General features: G+C 45.1%; 23 protein-coding genes and 1 pseudogene. 6 read left to right on the top strand and 18 right to left on the bottom strand.

What is annotated here, in order from left to right; genetic code table 11:
* Positions 1 to 244: 244 nt before the first annotated feature.
* The gene (locus Q7J27_11355) at positions 245 to 2,779 is read right to left on the bottom strand and encodes a TIGR03960 family B12-binding radical SAM protein (protein ID MDO9529739.1); all 2,535 of its coding nucleotides are present in this window, start codon (positions 2,777 to 2,779) and stop codon (positions 245 to 247) included.
* The gene (gene mdh / locus Q7J27_11350; protein ID MDO9529738.1) at positions 2,776 to 3,705 is read right to left on the bottom strand and encodes a malate dehydrogenase; all 930 of its coding nucleotides are present in this window, start codon (positions 3,703 to 3,705) and stop codon (positions 2,776 to 2,778) included. Before mdh ends, Q7J27_11355 begins: the two co-directional genes overlap by 4 nt.
* 577 nt (positions 3,706 to 4,282) lie before the next feature.
* Between mdh and Q7J27_11345 the strand changes: the two genes are divergently transcribed.
* The 6 genes from Q7J27_11345 to hisF all read left to right on the top strand — a co-directional run bounded on the left by Q7J27_11345 (position 4,283) and on the right by hisF (position 9,554).
* Positions 4,283 to 4,720 carry a phosphatidylglycerophosphatase A gene (locus Q7J27_11345; protein ID MDO9529737.1) on the top strand — a complete coding sequence of 146 codons (438 nt, stop codon included), beginning with the start codon at positions 4,283 to 4,285 and terminating at the stop codon, positions 4,718 to 4,720.
* A 9-nt stretch (positions 4,721 to 4,729) separates the two neighbouring features.
* The gene (locus tag Q7J27_11340; protein MDO9529736.1) at positions 4,730 to 5,986 is read left to right on the top strand and encodes a competence/damage-inducible protein A; all 1,257 of its coding nucleotides are present in this window, start codon (positions 4,730 to 4,732) and stop codon (positions 5,984 to 5,986) included.
* Positions 5,979 to 6,557 carry an RNA 2',3'-cyclic phosphodiesterase gene (gene thpR, locus Q7J27_11335; protein ID MDO9529735.1) on the top strand — a complete coding sequence of 193 codons (579 nt, stop codon included), beginning with the start codon at positions 5,979 to 5,981 and terminating at the stop codon, positions 6,555 to 6,557. The genes Q7J27_11340 and thpR overlap by 8 nt, the downstream gene beginning before the upstream one ends.
* A gap of 167 nt (positions 6,558 to 6,724) precedes the next feature.
* Positions 6,725 to 7,765: a recombinase RecA gene (gene recA, locus Q7J27_11330; GenBank protein MDO9529734.1), complete on the top strand. Its 1,041-nt coding sequence runs from the start codon at positions 6,725 to 6,727 to the stop codon at positions 7,763 to 7,765.
* Between the two features lie 88 nt (positions 7,766 to 7,853).
* Positions 7,854 to 8,684 (top strand): OmpA family protein, encoded by an 831-nt coding sequence (locus tag Q7J27_11325; protein MDO9529733.1) that lies wholly within the window; start codon positions 7,854 to 7,856, stop codon positions 8,682 to 8,684.
* A gap of 105 nt (positions 8,685 to 8,789) precedes the next feature.
* Positions 8,790 to 9,554: an imidazole glycerol phosphate synthase subunit HisF gene (hisF, locus tag Q7J27_11320; protein MDO9529732.1), complete on the top strand. Its 765-nt coding sequence runs from the start codon at positions 8,790 to 8,792 to the stop codon at positions 9,552 to 9,554.
* On the opposite strand, the pseudogene Q7J27_11315 reads toward hisF, so the two are convergent.
* The 16 genes and pseudogenes from Q7J27_11315 to Q7J27_11240 form a co-directional block, all read right to left on the bottom strand.
* Positions 9,544 to 9,741, bottom strand: a pseudogene (locus tag Q7J27_11315) (HAD family acid phosphatase). The gene hisF and the pseudogene Q7J27_11315 overlap by 11 nt on opposite strands.
* A gap of 75 nt (positions 9,742 to 9,816) precedes the next feature.
* Positions 9,817 to 10,191 (bottom strand): STAS/SEC14 domain-containing protein, encoded by a 375-nt coding sequence (locus Q7J27_11310; GenBank protein MDO9529731.1) that lies wholly within the window; start codon positions 10,189 to 10,191, stop codon positions 9,817 to 9,819.
* A gap of 223 nt (positions 10,192 to 10,414) precedes the next feature.
* Positions 10,415 to 11,071, bottom strand: coding sequence for a deaminase (locus Q7J27_11305; protein MDO9529730.1), 657 nt, complete (start codon positions 11,069 to 11,071; stop codon positions 10,415 to 10,417).
* Positions 11,072 to 11,238: 167 nt separating this feature from the next.
* Positions 11,239 to 11,454, bottom strand: coding sequence for a hypothetical protein (locus Q7J27_11300; GenBank protein MDO9529729.1), 216 nt, complete (start codon positions 11,452 to 11,454; stop codon positions 11,239 to 11,241).
* Entirely contained in the window at positions 11,454 to 11,774 is a 321-nt protein-coding gene (locus Q7J27_11295) for a DUF4258 domain-containing protein (protein ID MDO9529728.1), read from the bottom strand. The genes Q7J27_11300 and Q7J27_11295 overlap by 1 nt, the downstream gene beginning before the upstream one ends.
* A 204-nt stretch (positions 11,775 to 11,978) precedes the next feature.
* Entirely contained in the window at positions 11,979 to 12,383 is a 405-nt protein-coding gene (locus Q7J27_11290) for a type II toxin-antitoxin system VapC family toxin (protein ID MDO9529727.1), read from the bottom strand.
* Complete coding sequence (locus Q7J27_11285; GenBank protein MDO9529726.1) at positions 12,380 to 12,607, bottom strand: AbrB/MazE/SpoVT family DNA-binding domain-containing protein; 228 nt, start codon at positions 12,605 to 12,607, stop codon at positions 12,380 to 12,382. Before Q7J27_11285 ends, Q7J27_11290 begins: the two co-directional genes overlap by 4 nt.
* Before the next feature lie 322 nt (positions 12,608 to 12,929).
* Positions 12,930 to 13,400: a GNAT family N-acetyltransferase gene (locus tag Q7J27_11280; protein ID MDO9529725.1), complete on the bottom strand. Its 471-nt coding sequence runs from the start codon at positions 13,398 to 13,400 to the stop codon at positions 12,930 to 12,932.
* A gap of 55 nt (positions 13,401 to 13,455) precedes the next feature.
* Positions 13,456 to 15,147 carry a YcaO-like family protein gene (locus Q7J27_11275; GenBank protein ID MDO9529724.1) on the bottom strand — a complete coding sequence of 564 codons (1,692 nt, stop codon included), beginning with the start codon at positions 15,145 to 15,147 and terminating at the stop codon, positions 13,456 to 13,458.
* Between the two features lie 247 nt (positions 15,148 to 15,394).
* Positions 15,395 to 16,471 carry an alkaline phosphatase family protein gene (locus tag Q7J27_11270; GenBank protein MDO9529723.1) on the bottom strand — a complete coding sequence of 359 codons (1,077 nt, stop codon included), beginning with the start codon at positions 16,469 to 16,471 and terminating at the stop codon, positions 15,395 to 15,397.
* A 75-nt stretch (positions 16,472 to 16,546) separates the two neighbouring features.
* Complete coding sequence (locus tag Q7J27_11265) at positions 16,547 to 17,272, bottom strand: DUF4230 domain-containing protein (protein MDO9529722.1); 726 nt, start codon at positions 17,270 to 17,272, stop codon at positions 16,547 to 16,549.
* Between the two features lie 315 nt (positions 17,273 to 17,587).
* Complete coding sequence (locus Q7J27_11260; GenBank protein ID MDO9529721.1) at positions 17,588 to 19,063, bottom strand: catalase; 1,476 nt, start codon at positions 19,061 to 19,063, stop codon at positions 17,588 to 17,590.
* An 87-nt stretch (positions 19,064 to 19,150) separates the two neighbouring features.
* On the bottom strand, positions 19,151 to 19,345 hold the full coding sequence (locus tag Q7J27_11255; GenBank protein ID MDO9529720.1) for a hypothetical protein: 195 nt from the start codon (positions 19,343 to 19,345) through the stop codon (positions 19,151 to 19,153).
* 120 nt (positions 19,346 to 19,465) lie between these two features.
* The gene (locus Q7J27_11250) at positions 19,466 to 19,666 is read right to left on the bottom strand and encodes a hypothetical protein (GenBank protein ID MDO9529719.1); all 201 of its coding nucleotides are present in this window, start codon (positions 19,664 to 19,666) and stop codon (positions 19,466 to 19,468) included.
* A 412-nt stretch (positions 19,667 to 20,078) separates the two neighbouring features.
* Complete coding sequence (locus Q7J27_11245) at positions 20,079 to 20,330, bottom strand: hypothetical protein (protein ID MDO9529718.1); 252 nt, start codon at positions 20,328 to 20,330, stop codon at positions 20,079 to 20,081.
* A 587-nt stretch (positions 20,331 to 20,917) separates the two neighbouring features.
* Positions 20,918 to 21,388 (bottom strand): hypothetical protein (locus tag Q7J27_11240; protein MDO9529717.1); only part of this gene is annotated, 471 nt, incomplete at its 5' end.

Genomic DNA, 21,388 nt, shown 5'->3' with positions numbered 1-21,388 from the left:
CATGCCTGTTTCTGTTCGTTCTTGTGGAAATACAGTACAATTTTGCATAATCTCCCCACAAGCAGTTATTTGTCAAGCATAATTTTGGGCTTCTTGCCGATTTTATCGTCACCTTCTTCGATATTTCCTTCCTGACATTCATATAATTTCGTAATATATTCCGAATTAGTTGAACTAAAAAAAATGGGAAGTGCGCGTCGTTGGGATTTAGCTACATGCTGACCATTACAGTTGCACTTCGCAATTAACCGGCTGCCTGTAAATGCCGTTTTTCGGAAATATCCTGTGAACTGTCATGAAAGATGGTGTCAGTCTTTATTGTCCGTGCCATCTTTGCTAAATCGCTGCCCATGCCAAGAACCTCTACGAGTATTTCAGATGGTTTAACTCCCCCGTCTTTTCCGAACAGCAGCGACATTTTGATCCTGCTGTCTTCCCTGTCGAAAAAAAGTGTGTTGACTATGGGACGTATGTTTCTTCTCGTCTGCTTTCTTTTCTTTTCCCGTAATATAATAAACTCATCCGACTTAAAGAAGGTTTCTATCTTTTCATCTAACAATCTCCCCTTTTCCAAAGGGATTTTCTCGGGAAGAACAACCTCATATTTGAACCCCTTTATAACCTTGGACAATGAATCGGTATCCGGCGGTATTTCTCTGACATTAAGAATTCTTAACCCGGAAGGGAGGAAGGAATTTATATTTTGAACGACATTTTTAATATTTTCTCCCGGACTTTCAACCTGAATATCAACATACTCGCCCAGACTTTCCATTCCTACCGATGTAGCAAACGTAAAGGACATCTTTGGATGAGGATGAAAACCTTTCGAATATATGAAGGAAAGGCCGCCTCTCTTTATTCCTCTGCTAAGCGCAGAGGAAACCTCAAGATGGGACAGAAGGCGGGAGACTCCCTCCTTGGCAAATTTAATCCTCAATCTCTCTGGCTGCCTGGGGGATTTCTCTTTTGCCGGCCCTACTTCTTGCTTTCCGACGGTGCCGGCATCGTCCTTCGCTATAATGTTTCTTATTGTATGATGGTCACAGATACCGCACTGATGGCATGCCCCGAAACGGCAGTCTGCCGTCAATTCTTCTCCCAGTGATTTCTGGAGTTCTTTCGTCAAAAAATCCCTGCTTATACCGCAGTCTATTCGATCCCAGGGAAGTCTCTCTGTAATGTGCCGTTCCCGCAGGTAATCCTCGACTCTGATGCCTGTCTCCCTCATGGCCTCTTCCCACAGATCAAACTTAAACTGGTCGCTCCAGCCGTCGAAGCGGCATCCAAGGCGGAAGGCATTTTCCAACAAGGTCCCCAGCTTTTCGTCTCCCCTCGAAAAGACTCCCTCAAGGAGGCTCATCCGTCCGTCATGCCATTTTATCTTTATATTTCTGTTCCGAATAGCCTTTTTAAGGAACTCCTGCCTTTCCAGTATCTCTTCCAGACTTATCTGCCTGCACCACTGAAACGGTGTGTGTGGTTTTGGTACAAAAGTGGAAAGGCTCACTGTAACCTGTCGTCTGTTTTCCCCCTCTCGAAGTACCTGGTATGCGAGGTCAGCTATACCCTTTAAGTCTTCCTTCCTTTCACCGGGAAGCCCCAGCATAAAATACAACTTCATTGATCTCCAGCCCGCACCAAAGACATTTCTCGTGGTGGTAAGAAGGTTCTCTGCAGTATTGCCCTTGTTTATCACGTTTCGCAGTCTCTGCGTCCCTGCCTCCGGCGCTAAGGTAAAGCTCGTTTTTCTGACCCGCTTTATCTCATCGATCAATTCCCGGGTAAGGGTCTCCACCCTCATCGACGGGAGAGCCAAAGCCACTCTTTTATCATAATAACGGTTCATCAATTCGGGAAGGAGATATTCGATCATAGAATAATCGCCGGAGCTCAGCGACAGGAGTGATAATTCGTTGTGCCCTGTTGAACAGAGCATCTCATCTGCCATCTTTCCCAGAACTTCCGGTGTCCTCTCCCTGACAGGTCGCCAGACCATCCCCGCCTGACAGAATCGACAGCCACGGGTACAACCCCTCGCTATCTCCAGGGTAACACGGTCGTGAATCGTATTCATTAAAGGAACCACCGGTCTCAAGGGCACTAGCCATTGGTTAATATCGGGTACAATCCTCTTTTTTACTCTTTCCCCATTAGTATGTATGGCGGGGATGTAAACCCCTTTAATTTGGGCTATCGACTCGAGAAGCTGTTCCCTGCTGTACCTTCTTTTCTTACCTTTAATCACAGCGCGGGAGATTTCGATGACCACCTCTTCTCCCTCCCCGATGACAAAGGCATCAAAAAAGTCGGTGACCGGCGCGGGATTAAAGGTACATGGTCCTCCCGCAATGACCAGAGGGGTTTCCTTTTTCCTGTCCCTGGCATATATCGGGATACCCCCAAGCTCCAGCATGTTCAGAACGTTTGTGTAGGACAGTTCATACTGAAGGGAAAATCCGACGATATCGAAATTCTTCAAGGGAGCACGTGATTCAAGAGAGGAGAGCATGATATTGTTTTTCCTCATCTGGAATTCCATGTCCGGCCAGGGGGCGTAAACTCTCTCTGCAGAAATCTCCGGGACGCTGTTCAGTATAGAATAGAGTATCTGCAAACCGAGGTGAGACATTCCCACCTCATAGGTATCCGGAAATGCAAGCGCAAAACTCAGTCTGCACTCCGATTTATTTTTCTTCGCAGAATTTACCTCTCCCCCGATATACCTGCTCGGTTTTTCAACCAGGGTAAAGATGTCTTCATCCAGTTTAGAGCTCATAGAACATTCAAACTTTCAAATGTTTTCTTTACAACATCCGCTGACAGGCTGAGGGCGGCCAATTCATCGTCAGGAAGGTCTATTTCATGTATTTCCTCTACACCCGCTGCACCCAACGTTATCGGGGCACCAATATAAATACCATCTATACCGTACTCACCTTCGAGATAGACCGCTGCGGGAAGCATTCTCTTGCTGTCCATAAGTATCGCTTCCACCATCACTATGACGGAAGAAGAGGGGGCATGCCAGGCACTGCCAGTTTTCAGGAGCTTGATGATCTCGGCCCCGCCGTTTTTTGTTCTTTCAATAATGGCCTGCAGCCTTTCGGGTTTTATAAGCCCGCTGATTGGAATGCCGTTTAGTGTTGTATATTTTTCAACCGGCACCATTGCATCCCCATGACCTCCCAGCACAAGGGCCTGAATATCTCTTATTGACACATTCAGCTCCTCGGCCAGAAATAACTTATATCTCGCCGTGTCGAGAATTCCCCCCATGCCAACGACCCTCCGTGCAGGAAATCCTGAAACCTTCCAGGCAAGCTGGGTCATGACATCAAGCGGATTTGTAACCACAATAATAATGCATTCGGGAGCATGTTCTTTTATCTGCTCCGTTACCGATTTTATGATATTTCCGTTTTTTCCGGCCAGTTCCTCGCGGGTCATTCCGGGTGTTCGGGCAAGCCCTGCTGTAACCACAATAATCCGAGAATTTTTTATCTCAGAAAAGTCATTTGTGCCTGTTATTTTAACATCAATCCCTTCAAGCGATGCTGATTGTGAGATATCAAGGGCCTTACCCTGAGGAAGCCCTTCTATAATATCAACAATGACAACATCTGCCAGATTCTTCTCTGCTATTCTCTGAGCAACCATGGTACCGACAAAACCAGATCCGATAACAGAAACCTTTCTTCTCATCTACTTGTTCTCCTCTCCTGATTTTCTTTTAATTCTGTTACAAAGTATTTCCCTATACCATAAAAAAAGTTTGGAAAAAAGACCCGTTTTAAAAACTGGTAAAGTAAAATCACAAGCTCCATCACCTGGCAATACTTGTACCGGCATGTGCCTATCAAAACCATTGACAGGGTTGGGAAAAGAAGGTAATTTATCCTCAATAGCCGGCTTAAGAGCTTTGAACTGAATAGCGAGCACATCATTCCCCGCTGCTTGCGGCGGGGTTAGCGAGCAAATAAAATAAACATTTTTCCTTAACAGCTCACTATGCCACTTTGCGGCATTATAATTGGAAGTAACTTATGTTTTTAACAAATGCGTTATTTCTGGCAGATATTGAGAAATGTTAACTACTTGCAACACATTTGCGAATTTAAGTTACTTGGAAGTCGGAGATTCCCCTCAGCTTGTTGCGGGGAGCTTCAAAATATGGTTTTTTGAGACTCAGAATATTTTTTGTTTTCAAAAGTCTTGGCTTAAAGACAGATGAAGTTTAAACACAAAAAAGAGGTGTCTTCTGGAGAAAAGAATTATAAAAATTGTCGCAACAGGTTTTGGCAGCGGTTTTGCCCCTTTTGCCCCGGGAACTGCTGGAACAGTTATAGGGGTGCCGGTATATCTTGTCTTCTCACATTTTTCCTGGCCCCTTTACCTGATATCTATATTGGCGCTTTCCTCGCTGGCAGTGTATGTGTCTCAAGAAGCAGAAAAGATATTCAATAAAAAGGACGCTCCATGTATCGTGATTGATGAAATTGCCGGCTTTCAATTCGCCATGTTTCTGGTCACACCAACCATCTCACACATATTCATCGGGTTTCTCCTCTTCAGGTTTTTTGATATTATAAAACCCTTCCCCGTCAGGCTTTGCGAAAGGAAGTTTTCAGGAGGGTATGGGGTTGTCGGGGACGATGTTATGGCAGGCATTTATGCAAACATATCCTTACTGTTATTAATTAAATATCTGGGAGTGTAAACACCTCGAATGAGAATCGGAATATTGGCAATAGGAAATGAATTGACCGGCGGTTCGACACAGGATACAAATTCCTCTTTCATATCGCGTGAGCTGAATGCCGAAGGCTGGAGCGTATCTACAATAATAGTTTCCGGTGATGATCAGGATATAATCGGAAAAGGACTTGACTACCTCATGGCTCTCTCCGATGCCGTTATCGTCACGGGCGGACTCGGCCCGACCTCCGACGATATCACCACCGCATCAATCGCAAAGGCATTCGGTCTTAATCTATATACCGATGAAGCGGTTCTGAATCAAATGAAGGAAAGGTTTAAAAAATACCGTACCAAATGGATCCCTAACAATATCAAACAGGCCATGTTTCCCGAAGGAGCCGAGATAATGCCAAATCCGGCCGGAACGGCCTGTGGATTCTCCCTGAAAAAGAATGGGAAAATTGTAGCCGTTATCCCCGGTGTTCCATCAGAAGCTAAAAAGATGTTATCCGCAGGAGTCATACCACTCCTCAAAAGAAATTCCGGAAAGGCCAAACAATATATGGCAAGCAGAACCATTAAGCTGCTTGGCGTCACAGAAGCGGGAATTGATCAAATGCTATCCGATGTTGATCTGAAAATCACTGGAGTAAGCATAGGATTTTATCCCAACTTTCCAGAAAACCATATTGTAATCACATCAAAAAATCTCGCGGAATCCGCTGCAGAAGAAAATCTTAAGATGGCAGAAGGGCGGATTCAGGGAAAATTACAGAAATACATCTTCGGGTATGATAATGACACACTGGAGGGAATTGTTGCATCTCTTTTAACAAACAGGGCTTTGACTCTCTCGGTAGCCGAGTCATGTACCGGGGGACTGATTACAGATCGCCTGACAAATATACCGGGAAGTTCAGTATTTTTTGACAGAGGAGTAGTTGTTTACAGTAATGACTCCAAGACAGATCTCCTCGGTGTTCCAGCCGAAATTTTAAACAATTTTGGAGCCGTAAGTGAAGAGGCGGCTGTTCTCATGGCTGAAGGCGTTAGAAATCTTGGCAGAACCGATCTCGGTTTGGCTACAACCGGTATAGCAGGCCCGACAGGAGGGACAACACAAAAACCTGTTGGCACTGTTTTTATCGCTCTGACCGACGGGGAAAATACGATATGCCGCAATTTTCTGTTCGGTGGAAACCGAAAAAGGGTAAAAAAAATGTCGTCGCAGTGGGCTTTGGAGATACTCCGGAGATTCCTGATCGGGAATAGTTTGAATGACTGACAAAAAACTGATAAGAACCTTTCTGGCAATAGATATTCCTGAAGAGATAAAAGTCCAGATAGAAAATGTCCAAAACCGGCTGAAGGCCGCTGTAAAGGGAATCAGGTGGACAAGACCGGAAGGGATACATCTGACACTGAAGTTCTTTGGCAACATCTCCGAAAATCAGATTTCCAATATCTCCAGTGTTGTTGAGAAGAATACAGTGAACGTCAGACCATTGACGCTAAATGTTTCAACACTCGGAACATTTCCGAATCTTAAACGCCCAAGAGTCTTGTGGCTTGGAATTGGCGGGTCGGTAGAGAGATTATCAGATCTCCAGAGGGAGATTGAAAGAGACCTTGAATCGATAGGTTTTCAAAGGGAAAACAGGGCATTCAAAGCCCATCTAACTCTGGGAAGAGTAAAATCGCCAAAAAACGTAAAAGGACTTTCAGAAATCATTAAAAATGAGGAAATTTACGATGCGGGAAGTTTTGATGCCGGCGGCCTTACTCTTTTAAAAAGCGACCTGACATCTCAAGGTGCCATATATACAAAGCTTGCCTATTTTCCTTTTGACGGGTAATGATATAAACAGAAATGTTATTTAATGACGGTATCGTAAAAAGTGAAGCTCCCCGCCCACAGGGCGGGGCTTCCCGGTAAGAAATAATTTAATTATATTGCGCCCCTTGACCCCGCCTACAAGGCGGGGCTTGCGGGGTGCGCTCCCGGTCATAAATGGAGGTAACCATGAAATTAGATACAGACAGAGAAAAAGCGGTTGAACTGGCTATAACCCAGATAGAACGGCAGTTCGGAAAGGGTTCAATCATGAGACTGGGGGGGGATGAAGTCATTTCAGATATTCCAAGCATTCCCACAGGCGCACTAAGCCTCGATATCGCCCTAGGTGTGGGTGGTGTTCCACGGGGAAGAGTCATCGAGATATATGGTCCCGAAGCCGGTGGTAAAACAACCCTTGCCCTTCACATAGTGGCCGAGGCACAAAAGCAAAATGGTCTGGCTGCCTTCATAGACGCGGAACATGCTCTTGACGTACTATACGCCAGAAAGATTGGTGTCAATACCGACGACCTTCTCATCTCACAACCCGATACAGGTGAACAGGCACTGGAGATTGCCGAAACACTGGTGAGAAGCGGAGCATTGGATGTCATGGTCATAGATTCCGTGGCAGCCCTTGTACCCAGGGCGGAACTTGAAGGAGAGATGGGTGATGCGCAGATGGGACTCCAGGCAAGACTCATGTCACAGGCCCTTCGAAAACTCACTGGAAGTATCGGCAAATCTAAGACAACCGTCATCTTTATCAACCAGATACGGATGAAGATAGGGGTCTTCTTCGGCAACCCGGAAACCACTTCGGGCGGTAATGCCCTCAAATTTTACTCGACGATGCGTCTGGACATAAGAAAAATAGGCGCCATTAAACAGGGAGAGAAGGTTACAGGAAACAGGACGCGGGTTAAAGTGGTAAAAAACAAGGTTGCTCCTCCCTTCAGGCAAACCGAGTTCGACATCATCTTCGGGGAAGGCATTTCAAAAGAAGGGGACATTCTTGACCTTGCCGCAGATAATGGAATCATCGAAAAGAGTGGTGCCTGGTATTCCTATAAGGGTGAAAGACTGGCCCAGGGAAGGGAGAACGCCAAGGTGTTCCTCAAGGAAAATCCTGACATCACGAAACAGGTAGAAGAAGAGGTTCGTGAAAAGGCCGGCTTGAAAAGAAAAGATACAGAAGAAAGCCAAAAGGAACAGCAAGAAGCATAAAGGGTAATAAATCTGTTCCCTTTCTTTTTTGTCAGTAAACTTTGGGGAATGCGAGCGCCATGCATTTTCATAATCATCGAGGTGAACAATGAAAAAGACACTTTTCTGCTTTGTTCTCATTTTTGCTTTTGTTGTAACCTGGGGATGTGTTTCAGTAAAAACGGGATCAGTAGAAACAGCAAAGGAGCGGTTTGTACAGGGAATCAAATGTGAAGAACAGGAAAATTACAGAGAGGCAATTAAAGCGTACACGAGTGCCATTGAACTCGACCCAAAATATGTCGATGCTTACATCAAAAGGGGGAAAGCTCGTTTCGCTCTCAAACCAATCGACTGCATAGAAACCCGCGACGATTTTACCACTGCCATAGAAATCGACCCTAAAAACGCCGATGCTTACTATGAACGCGCTCTTGTCAATTTCTACATGCTCTATAATGAACAGGGAAGAAACGATATGGAAATGGCCGCCCGTCTCGGGCACAAAGGCGCCCTGGAATGGCTGGGCCTGCTGAAAAAAGAAGAAAAAGAAAAGGGAATCAAAGATATCAATCTGGCTGATTATCTCTCTTCAAAAAAAGCACCCATTGTTTACTTTGACTTCAATCTTGCTGATATTAAGCCTTCTTACTATGCCCTCCTCGATGAAATCGGTACGGTATTGAAAAGAAATCTCCCAAAAGTGTCAATCATCGTGGCAGGTCATGCCGACATCATGGGTTCAGAAGAATACAATGACGATCTTTCACTGAAAAGGGCAAAAGCGACAATGAACTATCTTATAGAAGTGCATGAAATAGCCCCTCAACGGTTCATTCTGAAGGCCTACGGCAGAAGTAACCCTGTCGCCCCGAACGATACTGAGGAAGGCCGTGCCCTTAATCGCCGCGTCCTGCTGACAGCGGTGGAAGGTTTATAGAGTCTTTCTCTATCTGTAAAACTGAATCGAGCAGAAAATGTGGTTTATCCCGCTCATGTTGAAAACAAACTAATACGGCTGCAATATGTCGGAGAAAGGAAGTATATGAGTACAATAAAAATCATGCCTTGCCTTGACATGAAAGATGGACGCGTAGTCAAGGGCATACATTTTGTAGACTTGAAAGATGCAGGTGATCCTGTGGAAAATGCCGCCTTTTATGAAAAGGAAGGGGCTGATGAGCTGGCCATTTTAGATATAGCTGCAACGTTAGAAAACCGAAAGAGCAGGCTGGAATGGGTTAAAAGTGTTTCATCGGTTATAACCATTCCGTTGACGATGGGCGGCGGCATTTCCTCTCTGGAAGACATTGAAATGGTTTTTAACGCCGGTGCTGATAAAGTTTCCATGAATAGCGCTGCTGTCAAGGATCCGGAGCTTGTCAGGCAAGCCGCAAAAACTTTCGGTTCAGAAAATATACTTGTAGCTGTCGATGCCAGAAGGAATAGGGAGATGCCATCCGGATTTGAGCTGGTTGTCTCAGGAGGCACCAAACCAGTAGGCAAAGATGCTGTGGCCTGGGCCACACAGTGTCAGGAACTTGGCGCCGGCGCCATTCTGCCAACCAGCATGGATGGTGATGGGACCCAAGCCGGATATGATCTGGAATTCACGAAAGCTATTTCAGATGCTGTAGACCTGCCGGTGATCGCCTCGGGCGGTGCAGGAAAACTGGAGCATTTTTATGAGGGTGTTGTTAAGGGTGGCGCACAGATTTTATTAGCAGCATCTGTCTTTCACTATCGTATTTTCAGCATCAGGGAGGTCAAGGAATATCTACAGAAAAAGGGGCTGCAAGTCATTTTATAAAATAAATGTGATTGGGCAGTTTGAATGTTTTTTCTGAATATCCTCCGCCTAAATCACTCAATTGATCTCCAATGTTTACGATAATTTGATATCCCGACTCGGATATTTGTCTCCGTATTTGTGATTTATATTCTGCGGCTTCGGCAGGAGACTGTCTGTTTTTCATGTATAATTTTTCGAATTTTCCACACCCGGCCTTTTCCGCGCCAGCCGGAGCGACTTATTTGACATTCCGATCCATTTGAGTAATTTGTCAGACAAATTAATCCACGACATCCCCTGTAATCCACAACGTAGCTTTTCCCAGCTCTTGAAAGGGAAATACCTTGACTTCCGCATTTATAAAGTGACCGCCGACTGCTGCAGCAAAATTTCCAACCACTGAATCCGTTACAAATGCAACACGGGACACTTTTTTGTGATGGTCTTTCACAAATGTGAGATGAGTAAATAATGCGGCGAACGAATCCCAGCCTGGAAAGGAGGCTGTGTGAATTATGACCCCATTTAACCGACCCTCTTTCTCTATAAAAGGATCGATAATTGCGGCGGCCGACTGAAAATCGGTTTTTGATAACGCTCCATCCGGTTCGAGTATAGCTATACCACTTGCTTCGTCAATTTTTACAGACAACATTTTCTCTCTCCCATTGATGCATTTTTTGTTTAACGTTTGGATTCACCGACTTTTTAAAGCCTCGCTGTTTGCGATCTGAAGTGGACCCCTTTGAACAATTAGAGTGAAAAAGCGCTTTTTCCAATGCGTTCAGGCAGAAATTGTTACAGGTTTTGCCACCTGCCGGCTCTGAATTTTGCGCACGTCGTGTACCGCAAGTCGGGTTGAGTGACGGGTTAGCTGTTTATTCTTTTTTCAACCTTTCATCCAACATTTCAGATGAGTACTTGAAAACCTTATTTGCGATGTCTTTGAGCTCCGGGGAACATAGGGCTGGCTCATATATTCTTCCCTCAGCGATTTTCTGCCAGATCGGAGGAAGATTCTTGAAAAGATGAACCATGCCACCGTAAGGATCTGGAGCCAAATAATATACCTTTCGCACTCCAGCGGTAATAATTCGGGCCAGACACATAGGGCAGGGCTCAAGCGAAGTGTATAAAACCAGTCCCTCTACTTTTGGAGTTTGTGCGTTGACTGACTCTCTGTTCATAGCCGGTAAGTGTATCCATTTCCGCGTGTAGATCGCTTCGGAAATACGGGCTGAATATGCGGTTGTGCCCTCGCTGAATAACTTCTCCGGTTTTTTCATTGACGAGGCATGCGCCAATTCCGTAGTTCCCTTCTTTAGCGGCGGCCACGGCTTCCCGCAAAGTGACCAATGCAGCTTTGTGTCGTCCCTATACGTCGGATCAGGTTTGAATGATGCGATTCTTTTTTCTAATTTGTCCAGGGAAGTTGATGGGTTTGTTGCATCTGCATGCAACGTCATTGGGCCAAAGATCAATAACGGCACGAAAAAGCCAAAGATAAGAAATACTGAAAAAGATTTGCGAATCATGTTCAGACTCCGTTATAGACAGTTAACGACACGGATAACCTGCTGAAAAAGAAAGTAAAAAGATGTTTAAAAGTGAAGAAGTAATTATAAACGATGAAATGAGTAGAAATCTAAAAATGGCATGGCTTTTTCAGTCAGAGTTGATCCGCTTGTTCTCCAGTAAGTCACTATACAGCGATAGGAGTGAGAGTGAAAATGCGACCAAGTCGCGCCGCACTCTTAACGTCACCCAGCCGCAATGCATTGCGAATATCATCCAGCTTGTATGCATCATCAAGAGATAAATAAGGGGACCATCCTTTATTCATATCGATCAATTCTACATCAACCTCGGCAACATATTGTCCTTCGTGCACGAGCTTTGTACGTCGTCTTTTTTTCATTATATCCTCCTCAGAAAATCTACTGTCCACCGATCGGCATCAGGCCTGTAAGCAGTAACCAAAACGGCTGGTGAAGAAGCGCCCTTGGGAATTCCCCAAACCACGTGTATCGGGTTATCAAAACGATCTTTCAGTAATACCAATATACATGGACATTTCGGATAGTCCGGATAATCTTCTATAACTAATGCGTCCGGAACTCCTGCCATGATATCCCTGACGAAAATGTTGTCTTCCGCAAGCTCATCATAACCATGGTCGGATATCACAACTTCCTTACGTTCAATCAGTCTCAGAACTCTCTCGAATGTCTCATTCATATTTCATATAATACAATAATCAGGGACTGTTTGGCAATAATATTCTCTTTCCCACAGTAGTCTTATGACAGCTAATGATAAAGTAACCTACCGGGTGGAGTGGCAGACATGGGGACGTCCCCCCTTGCCTCAACGAACGCTGGCCGTATCCTTTCTTGCTTTTATTCAAAGTGGTTGCCTGGTTCGATGCTGAGAGACTAAATCTTATGGAGTTATCAATTTAACAGTTGGAAAATACGATTGATATCTAGAAACATCTCTCGTAATTAAATCCAAATTCTGGACGGCGGCTTGTGCTCCAATATAAAAATCCGGGAGCGGAGTCCTTTTTGTGCCCTTTCTTTTTTTGTATTTAAGGTAAATTTTCCCGGCTAAAAACAATGCCTCTTTGGGGATTTCCAACATCTGGAGACCAGCTTTGACTATTGCAAATTCCAGATCTTCTATCCGCTCAAAACCAATGGAGATTTCAGAATAGACGATCGAGTTGATATACAAGATCCCCAATTGATCATACTCGTCCAGTTTTGATTCAGACCAATCAGCCCATTTCGGATCATTCAGAAAAACATCCAAAACAATATTCGAATCAACGAGAACCCCTTTCATTCGTCTCCCCTTGTCAGAGCCATTATTTCATCAGTTGTCATTTTAACGTTGGCTATTCCCCTCAATTTCCTGAATTTATATGTTTTTTTGGGTTCGCCTTTCCTTTTCACCAAATAAATTCGGTCGTTCTCTTCTACAAAATCAACTTCAACAGCAGGAGTTATTCCTAATTTTTCCCGAATTTCTTGTGGAATTGTGACTTGTCCTTTTGTGGTAACTCTCATGATTGCACCTCCAGTAATATGTAATACTGGTAATAATAATACTGCTGCTTATTTTTGTCAATCATGAATAGTCTTATGCGTCCAACCGGGATAGGGAGGAGCCTCGCGACTCTCCTCCTCCTATAATTGAGTATTATAATTGGGGACGGGTTCACATTTTAGCGATTTCTATCAAGCACTTGCAATATCGACTTTTATAGGTTCGCCATACACCAAATAAAACCATCAAATATGAATATAGGCGAATATTGTAAAAAACATCAAAAGAATGTGAACCCGTCCCCAATTACTCACCTATTGACAAAGGTGCGGCTCATATGTGTTATGCATTGTTGAATAGGAAGCCATATCCGCTAAAGGAAGATTTCCTTTTTTCTATAAATTTATAATGTGTGTAAGATGACACCACCTGTTTCCAAAACACTCGGGCTGAATTATTTTTTAATGTGACGGCAACTTCCCAATTACCGGGGAACTGTGCAAATACATGTTCAGCCAACCTACGACCATAACCTTTTCTCTCATGATCTTTTTGAATATAAAACTCTGCAACTGCGAAGCCATCATTATTGAACCGTAAGTGTTTATTGACGAAGGCAAAGCCGATTATAGATTCTGATTCCTTTATAATGTAAATGTGCCGATCATTTTTAATCGGATATAGCTGTAAATGCTTCAGTGCGCCTTCACACCACGAATCATAATCAGCAATTGCGAAAAACTGACTCACATAAGCCAAATACTCTTTAAAAATCGGTTTAATTTCGTCAATAGTCTCTATTCGGGCTATCATCTTTTAATTTATTTTATGCATAATGAAAATAAGGGGACATCCATGATAAGTTTTGTCAAGGGGAAAACGGAGATTTCCCCTGACCTTCCGGATTGATGGACTCCCGGCGGTTTTTATTCCCCTGCCTAACAAGGGCAGCTTGTTTTTTACGCTCTAGCCTGTCATACATTTCAAGCATATTGTGATAGTCACTATGAAGTGTTGTATCTACCAGGAACTCTTCACCTTTTACTATACGCAAGGCTTTTTCGACTCTTTCTCGTCCAAAGATGTTAAACAGAGCCTCTTCGTACTCTTCCCAAACCAACTTTTCTTCGTCCATTCGGATCAATTCCGCGACAATATGTCCCAGCTTATTAGTCCCAAATTCCAAGGATGCCAGAGCCTCATCTGTGTTACCAAGAATGAGATGCATTTGCGCTTTAAATTCAAGCATGGTGAAACTGTTCTCGAAAATAACACCGATATAGTTTTCGATATTGATTGAATCATCCAGAGAATCAATAGTGTCTATAATCTCCTGAGGATCATACTCCTCAAAATGTAAAACCATATTTCGGATCAATTTGCCGGTGTTTCTATTATTGTAGATCAAGTCCTCAATAGGGTAGACTTCAGAAACACCAGGAACGATCATCTGGCAAGAATAGAATCCAAGATAGCTGTATTCTCGCAGAAACATCTCTTTGCCCATGTTGTCAAGAATATCAGTCAGGTAGTTGTATTCTGCTTCGCGTCCCTCGCCCTGATAGCTCCACGATGCATATTCAAAACTTTTTGCAGAACTTAAAAATCCAAATCCTGACTTTCCATTAGAGTCAAGAAAATGCGACTCAAGATTAGAACTGTCCGAGACAATGCTCATGTCAAAGGTCGGGACTTCAAAGGCATCCAGATTTTCCAATTCGCGACCTTGCATCAATTCTGCCATCGTCCGCTCAAGCGAGACTTCTAAAATTGGATGCGCACCAAAGGAGACAATAAGAGAAGAGTTCTCCGGACTGATCAAAGAGATAGCGGTGACGGGGTATTTTCCCCCTAATGACGCATCAAGAACCTCTACGATGTATCCTGACTCCCGCAGCGCCAAAACATCACTATGCAGTCGATCAAAGGATTGAACAATTTCATCGGGGTATTTAGGAAGGGCATAACCGTTTTTGATGATCTCTATTTTGGCATAACGCTCGAAAATCTCACTTAGCGCTTGCACCTGTGCTTCCTGTGGCGTATTTCCCGTTGCCAGACCGTTACTGACGTAGAGATTGCTCAAAATATTAACCGGAATATATACAGTATCCCCACTCGATCGTTTCGTAAAAGGCAGTGCAACGATCTTATCCTCATAATCACTACTGTAATCAACAAGGTCTTCATCCGTGAGCTCTCCATCAGGATCATACACTAAGCGTAGTTCATCGTTTAGATATGCTCCGCCAAACTCAAAGGCGACTTCGTCAGGATAATACTTTCGATTTGGCAGGTGAAAATCGATAAAAAAGGTATTGGTCTGGAGCCGTTCAATATACTCACCCAATGCACTCGCCATCGATGCGTCCGATACAATCCCTTTTCCGTTGGAATAGATATGACCTGGTGCTTCAACCGAAACGAGATTCACAGAGTAACAATGCTCCAGCGGATGCTTTTCATCCGAAAGAGTAGTTTCGCATCCAACGTCTGCTAAAACTGCTTTCATTTTTGCTATTGACTCTTCTAGCGGGGCACTTTTGGATAAAAGGTTCATTTCTTTTCGCCTTCTTTTTGTTTAATAGAAAAGTATAGCAAAACCATACTCTTTTGTAGAGAAACCTTCTGTTCTCTTACACAGCGTTATGTCCTTGTATGATTTCTTTTTAAAATCCGGGGACACCATACCCGTTGTCTAAAATATTGCCGCGTTCGAAGATTAAACTATTGTGGTGTCCCCGGATTATTGAGTCGGCGCCTTGGAAAAGCCAGCATTGCGGGTAAAGGACTGAACTGTATTCATTCTATCGCACCGTCTCAAACACATCAGTTATTATGTAATCATCACTTATGCCGTATCCTGCCGCGTTAGGCTGCTGTTTACCTGACTTAGGCAATCCATACATAGCCTCTAAAGTTCGCAAAATATTAATATGCGTAATTCCTTTGCCTTCCGGGTAATCACCTGGCTTTATATGCGCACCCGCGAAAATAGTGACTATTTTATTTTCCAGATCCTCACAGTATTCAGGATCAATTTTTGAGCTATCACAAAAAATTTTCTCCGATTTAATCATTGGATTTGTTAACCCCAGATAACCTCTCTTATCATCATTTTCGTCAAAGGTAAGAATAAGCAAACTATTATTCTTCTTTGACCATTGATAGTAAGGGCCAATATTCTCTTTCAGCCAGTCATCCCCCTTTTTTATACAGCACTTCATCATTTCTTCTTGTGACCCTGGACTACAGTTAGGCGGATAACAGTTATGCATATCGTTATCAAGGTTGGGAATGACAAATGAAACTGTTGGAAGTTTGTCGTATTCAGAAGGCGAGGGGAAATCTTTCCATCTCAGATTAGATGATGTCTCGATTGTTGGGCCATTAGGAACATTCGCAAAACTTATCCAGGGAACATGCTTCCGCGCGTAAACCCCATGTTTTGCAACTGTGCTGCCGATAGCGGGCAAGCTTTCCGAGTAACCTTTGAACGAAAATCCTTTTTTTATTAATTGATAACCAAGATTACTGGTGGTAAACGGATACGATGAATTAATAGTTTTATTAGGCACCTGGTCGGTAAAACCTACGTTTTGATTGTCACCGGAAAATAACCAGTAATAATTCCCCTGGCTAAAGTGTTCTTCTCCGAATATTTTTATGAAATTAGCTCCCTCCTTTTTCAGAACATCATTTATGTAAGGCGCGTATTCTTGACCTATTACCTCCTCATAATCTTTGTTTTCTTCAACGACAATGACAATATGATCATAGACTGGGAGATTGTCGGGCCAAGCGAGAATGTTATTTTTATCTGTTGCCATGCTAGTACAGGGCGTTAACAATAAAATACTAATAAGTAAAATCAACTTCTTCATAATATTTCCTTTCTTAACCGGCGTGGGGGCTCCCGCCCCACTTTTTCAGAATTGGTTATAACCTATCATCTCTTGTTATTGGAGAGGCGCGGTGGATTGCTCAGTCGGCTGTCGGGAAAGGTCGGTAACCCCTTTTTCCATTAACTGGGACTCGCTGAAGTCCAATACAACGGATTCCGCACCAAAACTCTTTGCCAGCATCTCCATGGTTTGCCTTGCAGATTTTTCAATCTCTGAGCTTAACTGCTTGATCAGTTGATTTGCCATAGAAGAGGCCTGCGTCTTTGCCTCGTCTTTTAACCTGTTCTTATCCTCTTCAGTAAAATCTTTTGAGAAAACTCTGCTAATAAGAGGTGGCAATAGCCAGTCCAACAGCTTGGCACTCTGTTCATCATAAAAGCTGATATCTTTTATATTAATGTCATACAAGCACTTTGGCATTGTTATCATGAACCTGCCCTGGCCCGCATCCATCACTCTAAAATCATGGCTTTTCAGGTCATACCAGAAATTTATTTCGAACTGAAAAATCATGGCCATCTTCATATTGGACATCAGCCAGGTAAGATACTTCTTTCCCACTTTGCCAAGCCAGTGATCAGCCGTTGTGACGATCTCTTTTGTAAATGCCTTAAACACCACCAGCTCACCCACAGATTTCATATTTTCCACAAAGGCATAGATCTGGTGTTGTTTTGTGCCCTCGCCAGAATCTTTCTTGCCGAAGGCCTTCTTTACTATAATTGATCCTGCAACCCCCAAAACAATGCCTATCCCAATCGTGATGAGTGCTGTGTCCATTTTTCATCTCCTATTATTTCATATGTCAAAATCGGGGGACGCCATACCAGTTTTCTAAAATATTACCGCGTTCGAAGATTAAACTAATATGGTGTCCCCAGATTACCCTTTAAAAAAGACATCTTCACGATTGTTCCCGCGCTGAGTAATATGATGAGGATAGCCGGGTGATGTAACGCGTGCTATTCTTGGCATGCGCTATGTATATGCCTATTGATGGCCATCGTCAATAAATAGGGAAGTGCCCCTATTTATTTATTCAGTTTTCTAAAATATTGCCGCGTTCGAAGATTAAACTAATATGGTGTCCCCAGATTACCCAATTGCCTGCTTCGGCACCTTGCTCAGCGGGATACTCAGGGCCTTGGCCACCCCTTCGCCGTAGGCCGGGTCGGCCTTCAGGCAGTTGCCGATGTGGCGGATTTTGATCATCTCCGGCGCATCGTCCATGGCCCGGGCGGTGTTGCCGAACAGGGCCTCCTGTTGCTCTTTACTCATCAGGTGAAAGAGCTTGCCCGGCTGGGTATAGTAATCGCTGTCATCCTCGCGGGCGTTCCAGTGGGCCGCGGCCCCGCTCAGTGCCAGAGGCGGCTCGGAGAAATCGGGCTGTTCCTGCCACTCACCATAGCTGTTGGGCTCATAGCCAAGGGTTGAGCCATAGTTACCGTCCACCCGCATCTGGCCGTCGCGGTGATAACTGTGGAAGGGGCAGCGGGCCTTGTTCACCGGGATCAGGTGATGGTTGACCCCCAACCGGTAACGCTGGGTGTCGCCGTAGGAGAAGAGCCTGCCCTGGAGCATCTTGTCGGGTGAGAAGCTGATGCCCGGCACCACATTGGCCGGATTGAAGGCCGCCTGCTCCACCTCGGCAAAGTAGTTTTCCGGGTTCTTGTTAAGTTCCATGACTCCCACCTCGATAAGGGGGTAATCCTTTTTGTACCAAACCTTGGTCAGGTCAAAAGGATTGTAGGGGAGCTTGGCGGCCTGCTCTTCGGTCATGATCTGGACGTACAGGGTCCAGCGCGGGAAATCGCCTTTCTCTATGGAGTAGTAGAGGTCGCGTTGATTGCTCTCACGGCATTTGCCGATCACAGCCTCAGCCTCCGCATCGGTGAGGTTTTTGATGCCCTGTTGGGTGCGGAAGTGGAACTTGCACCAGTAGCGCTCGTTTTTGGCGTTGATGAAGCTGAAGGTGTGGCTGCCGAACCCGTGCATGTTGCGGAAGCTTCCCGGGATGCCGCGGTCACTCATGACCACGGTCACCTGATGCAATGCCTCGGGCAGGGATGTCCAGAAATCCCAGTTGTTTTTGGCGCTGCGCAGGTTGGTGCGAGGGTCGCGATGGACGACATGGTTGAGATCCGGAAATTTGAGCGGGTCGCGGAGAAAGAAGACAGGCGTGTTATTGCCCACCAAATCCCAGTTGCCCTCCTCGGTGTAGAATTTAAGCGCAAAACCACGGATGTCGCGTTCGGCGTCGGCAGCACCGCGTTCTCCGGCCACGGTGGAAAAGCGCGCGAACATCTCGGTTTTCTTGCCGATCTTGGAAAAGATCTTGGCGCGGGTGTACTTGGTGATGTCGTGGGTTACGGTAAAGGTGCCGTAGGCCCCGGAGCCCTTGGCGTGCATTCGCCGTTCCGGAATAACCTCACGGTCGAAATGGGCCATTTTTTCCAGATACCAGACATCCTGCAGCAGCTGTGGTCCGCGAGGGCCGGCGGTCATGACGTTCTGGTTGTCCGGTACCGGAGCCCCGGCGTTCGTGGTGAGTTTTTTCTTGTCGTCTTTCATTTTTGTTCTCCTTTTGTTTATTGTTTTCGTTCAGCTAACGCCCAGCTTGAGAGGTGCGAATGAAGCGCAGCGGAATGAGCATCCTACTCATAGAATTCCAGCAATTCCTGGCAATTCCAGGTAGAGTAGAGAACTGGCAATGACCGCTTTAGGCTGGCTTATCTGTTTCTGCCCCTTTCGTCTGGCAGTGCCTAAATAGCCGCACCATAGTTGCCTTGCCAATCCTCCCTCATCAAACCGTGCATGCGATTTTCCCGCACACGGCTTTCCGATGTTCTTCATCGCAAGGCATGCATAGCACTCGCTGTACCCCAGCATTAAGTGGGTTGAGGAGACCCGCCGAGTACCAGCGTTCTCTACTTGGCCTGACAATAGAGCTTCCTCCATCGTGTCCTGGTGATATTACAAAGTGAATAGCCATTCGGCAATCTTCATCACCCTCCACTCTTCGGTTGCATGAACAAAGTAGGGTCCCTTCCCTCGGGCAGGGTTATGTTGTCCCATGCCCTCAAACGGTACTATGAACCCCTCCGACTCCCGATACAGCCCGCCGCGATTTCGTCGCCTTATACGCGCCAGTTGATATTCCTCAATCATCACCATATCGGGTCTCCAGCACTGGACTGTTTATCTTCCGCAACATGCCACCCCTGCTACCCCGAAAGATCGCTCAGGCCACATCCGTTATCTCTGCCTTCGCACATCGGCCTTCCCCTTGTGTCCACAGGGTCGGCATCTCCAACTTAGTTTGACGAGGCTACGTGTAGGTTCACTTTCGTTACGGCCTGCTGCTTTGCCAATTGGAAACTTACGACCCCTTGTTGCCAAGACGCCGCTCCCTTGAACTACCGGGGCGAATCGGACAATTCCCCGGACGGGACTTTAACCCGCAAGATAAAACAGTTGTTACTGCGTACGGACACCTTACTTAATTATGCAACGAGCTGAAAAAATAACTGAGAATTAAGTAAGGTGTCCCCCTATCTCCCCTATCTCCTAGACTGAAAGCGTTTCTTCAGAACATTATAATCCAGATGCAAGGCGCTGGATATTTTGCAAAGGGAGTGATCGGCGCAAAGACGTACCGCGTCTTCCCATAAAGCAGCCGGGATGGGTGTGCCACGCTTCCTCCCCTCACGCCATCGCTCAAATCGCTGCTGAACTTCTTCAAGGCTTCGTCCTGTGTAGGCTGCAAACTGCTGCTCCATCGGTTATCCTCCTCCTTAAGTTGATAACCGATCATACCTACCCACCACAAATTTTTCACGCAGCCTTACCGGAAAGACACCTCCGTCTCTCTTGCTCGCCTCCGGCTCCTTATTCTTGCCGGCCTGCAGAATATCCGACTCTGTCTCACCGACTTGTCAGCAATAAAACCGAAACCCGAATTGCCAAAGCCCATCTGCCCGGCCTGCGGCGGTTTCCTGCTCTATCTTTTCAGTCTCATCCCGAACAGGCCATGCAGAGGGCCAACTTGACCAAGCTTCTTCCTCCATTGCTTCTTCCCGCAGAATACCCTGAAAGGGGCAATGGAGTAGTGCGCCCAAACCGAAAATATAAGCCCTAAAACCAATCCAATAAAGGCAATTTTACATGAGAGGTGATGCTGATTTCATGGACGGATTTGAAAATCCCCTCCCGACTCCCCAATAGCTTCCTGATTTTCTCCACCTCCCGAACATCCCCTGCGAAGCATTACCCTATATATGGTTAGCCCGCGGCTTCTTGAACAAAGGATTGAATGCGACCTTCCAGGTCTCATCAATCCTTATTGGTTATACGTCGCTAATTTAATTCTTTAGAAATTGTTTTCTTTGTTAATGCTTTCCGAGATCCTCAATCGTCAAACGATAATTACCAGAATTTCCCCGGTAGTTTTGGAATTGAAATGGGAAGTTTAAATGGTTTTCCCTCTTCTTTCTCCACCGCCTTTTCTCCTTCTTTCGTTTCCGGCATAACTGGCACACCAAGAGAGAATTTCTGATACCCTGCTGGAATCTCAAAAAGGGTATCTGGCTGTTTGCCGATTTTTAGATTTTTGTATTCAATTGTCCAGCTTCTGTCCGCAGCCTCTGTCTTTATCGGTAAACCTGAGTCAACAGTAATCCATTGGAAGATGGTCTCTTTTTTATCGGCCGCTGTATAAACTATCCTGTATTTATTAGTCGTTTTCCCGTCTATCGTTTCTTTGCCAACAAGTTTTCGCTCAATTTCACCCGGCATTTTGTCTGTTGCAGCAGCCATGTCTTCAGGCCTTATGGGTTGTTCCATATACATATTCTGCGCCGGCATGAGTATCCAGACTACATTTTTGTCTATTCTTGT

Source organism: Syntrophales bacterium (genome assembly GCA_030655775.1).
Lineage (GTDB): Bacteria > Desulfobacterota > Syntrophia > Syntrophales > JADFWA01 > JAUSPI01.
This window is presented reverse-complemented; position numbering and strand designations above follow the sequence as displayed.

Bases quoted from the DNA above. Each gene is read 5' to 3' on its own strand.
- mdh (MDO9529738.1), bottom strand. From the start codon at position 3,705: ATGAGAAGAAAGGTTTCTGTTATCGGATCTGGTTTTGTCGGTACCATG.
- Q7J27_11355 (MDO9529739.1), bottom strand. From the start codon at position 2,779: ATGAGCTCTAAACTGGATGAAGACATCTTTACCCTGGTTGAAAAACCG.
- Q7J27_11295 (MDO9529728.1), bottom strand. From the start codon at position 11,774: ATGAATGAGACATTCGAGAGAGTTCTGAGACTGATTGAACGTAAGGAA.
- Q7J27_11290 (MDO9529727.1), bottom strand. From the start codon at position 12,383: ATGAAAGGGGTTCTCGTTGATTCGAATATTGTTTTGGATGTTTTTCTG.
- Q7J27_11300 (MDO9529729.1), bottom strand. From the start codon at position 11,454: ATGAAAAAAAGACGACGTACAAAGCTCGTGCACGAAGGACAATATGTT.
- Q7J27_11270 (MDO9529723.1), bottom strand. From the start codon at position 16,471: ATGAAGAAGTTGATTTTACTTATTAGTATTTTATTGTTAACGCCCTGT.
- Q7J27_11280 (MDO9529725.1), bottom strand. From the start codon at position 13,400: ATGATAGCCCGAATAGAGACTATTGACGAAATTAAACCGATTTTTAAA.
- Q7J27_11250 (MDO9529719.1), bottom strand. From the start codon at position 19,666: ATGGTGATGATTGAGGAATATCAACTGGCGCGTATAAGGCGACGAAAT.
- Q7J27_11340 (MDO9529736.1), top strand. From the start codon at position 4,730: ATGAGAATCGGAATATTGGCAATAGGAAATGAATTGACCGGCGGTTCG.
- Q7J27_11265 (MDO9529722.1), bottom strand. From the start codon at position 17,272: ATGGACACAGCACTCATCACGATTGGGATAGGCATTGTTTTGGGGGTT.
- Q7J27_11310 (MDO9529731.1), bottom strand. From the start codon at position 10,191: ATGTTGTCTGTAAAAATTGACGAAGCAAGTGGTATAGCTATACTCGAA.
- hisF (MDO9529732.1), top strand. From the start codon at position 8,790: ATGAGTACAATAAAAATCATGCCTTGCCTTGACATGAAAGATGGACGC.
- Q7J27_11325 (MDO9529733.1), top strand. From the start codon at position 7,854: ATGAAAAAGACACTTTTCTGCTTTGTTCTCATTTTTGCTTTTGTTGTA.
- Q7J27_11255 (MDO9529720.1), bottom strand. From the start codon at position 19,345: ATGAAGAACATCGGAAAGCCGTGTGCGGGAAAATCGCATGCACGGTTT.
- Q7J27_11285 (MDO9529726.1), bottom strand. From the start codon at position 12,607: ATGAGAGTTACCACAAAAGGACAAGTCACAATTCCACAAGAAATTCGG.
- Q7J27_11260 (MDO9529721.1), bottom strand. From the start codon at position 19,063: ATGAAAGACGACAAGAAAAAACTCACCACGAACGCCGGGGCTCCGGTA.
- recA (MDO9529734.1), top strand. From the start codon at position 6,725: ATGAAATTAGATACAGACAGAGAAAAAGCGGTTGAACTGGCTATAACC.
- thpR (MDO9529735.1), top strand. From the start codon at position 5,979: ATGACTGACAAAAAACTGATAAGAACCTTTCTGGCAATAGATATTCCT.
- Q7J27_11305 (MDO9529730.1), bottom strand. From the start codon at position 11,071: ATGATTCGCAAATCTTTTTCAGTATTTCTTATCTTTGGCTTTTTCGTG.
- Q7J27_11275 (MDO9529724.1), bottom strand. From the start codon at position 15,147: ATGAACCTTTTATCCAAAAGTGCCCCGCTAGAAGAGTCAATAGCAAAA.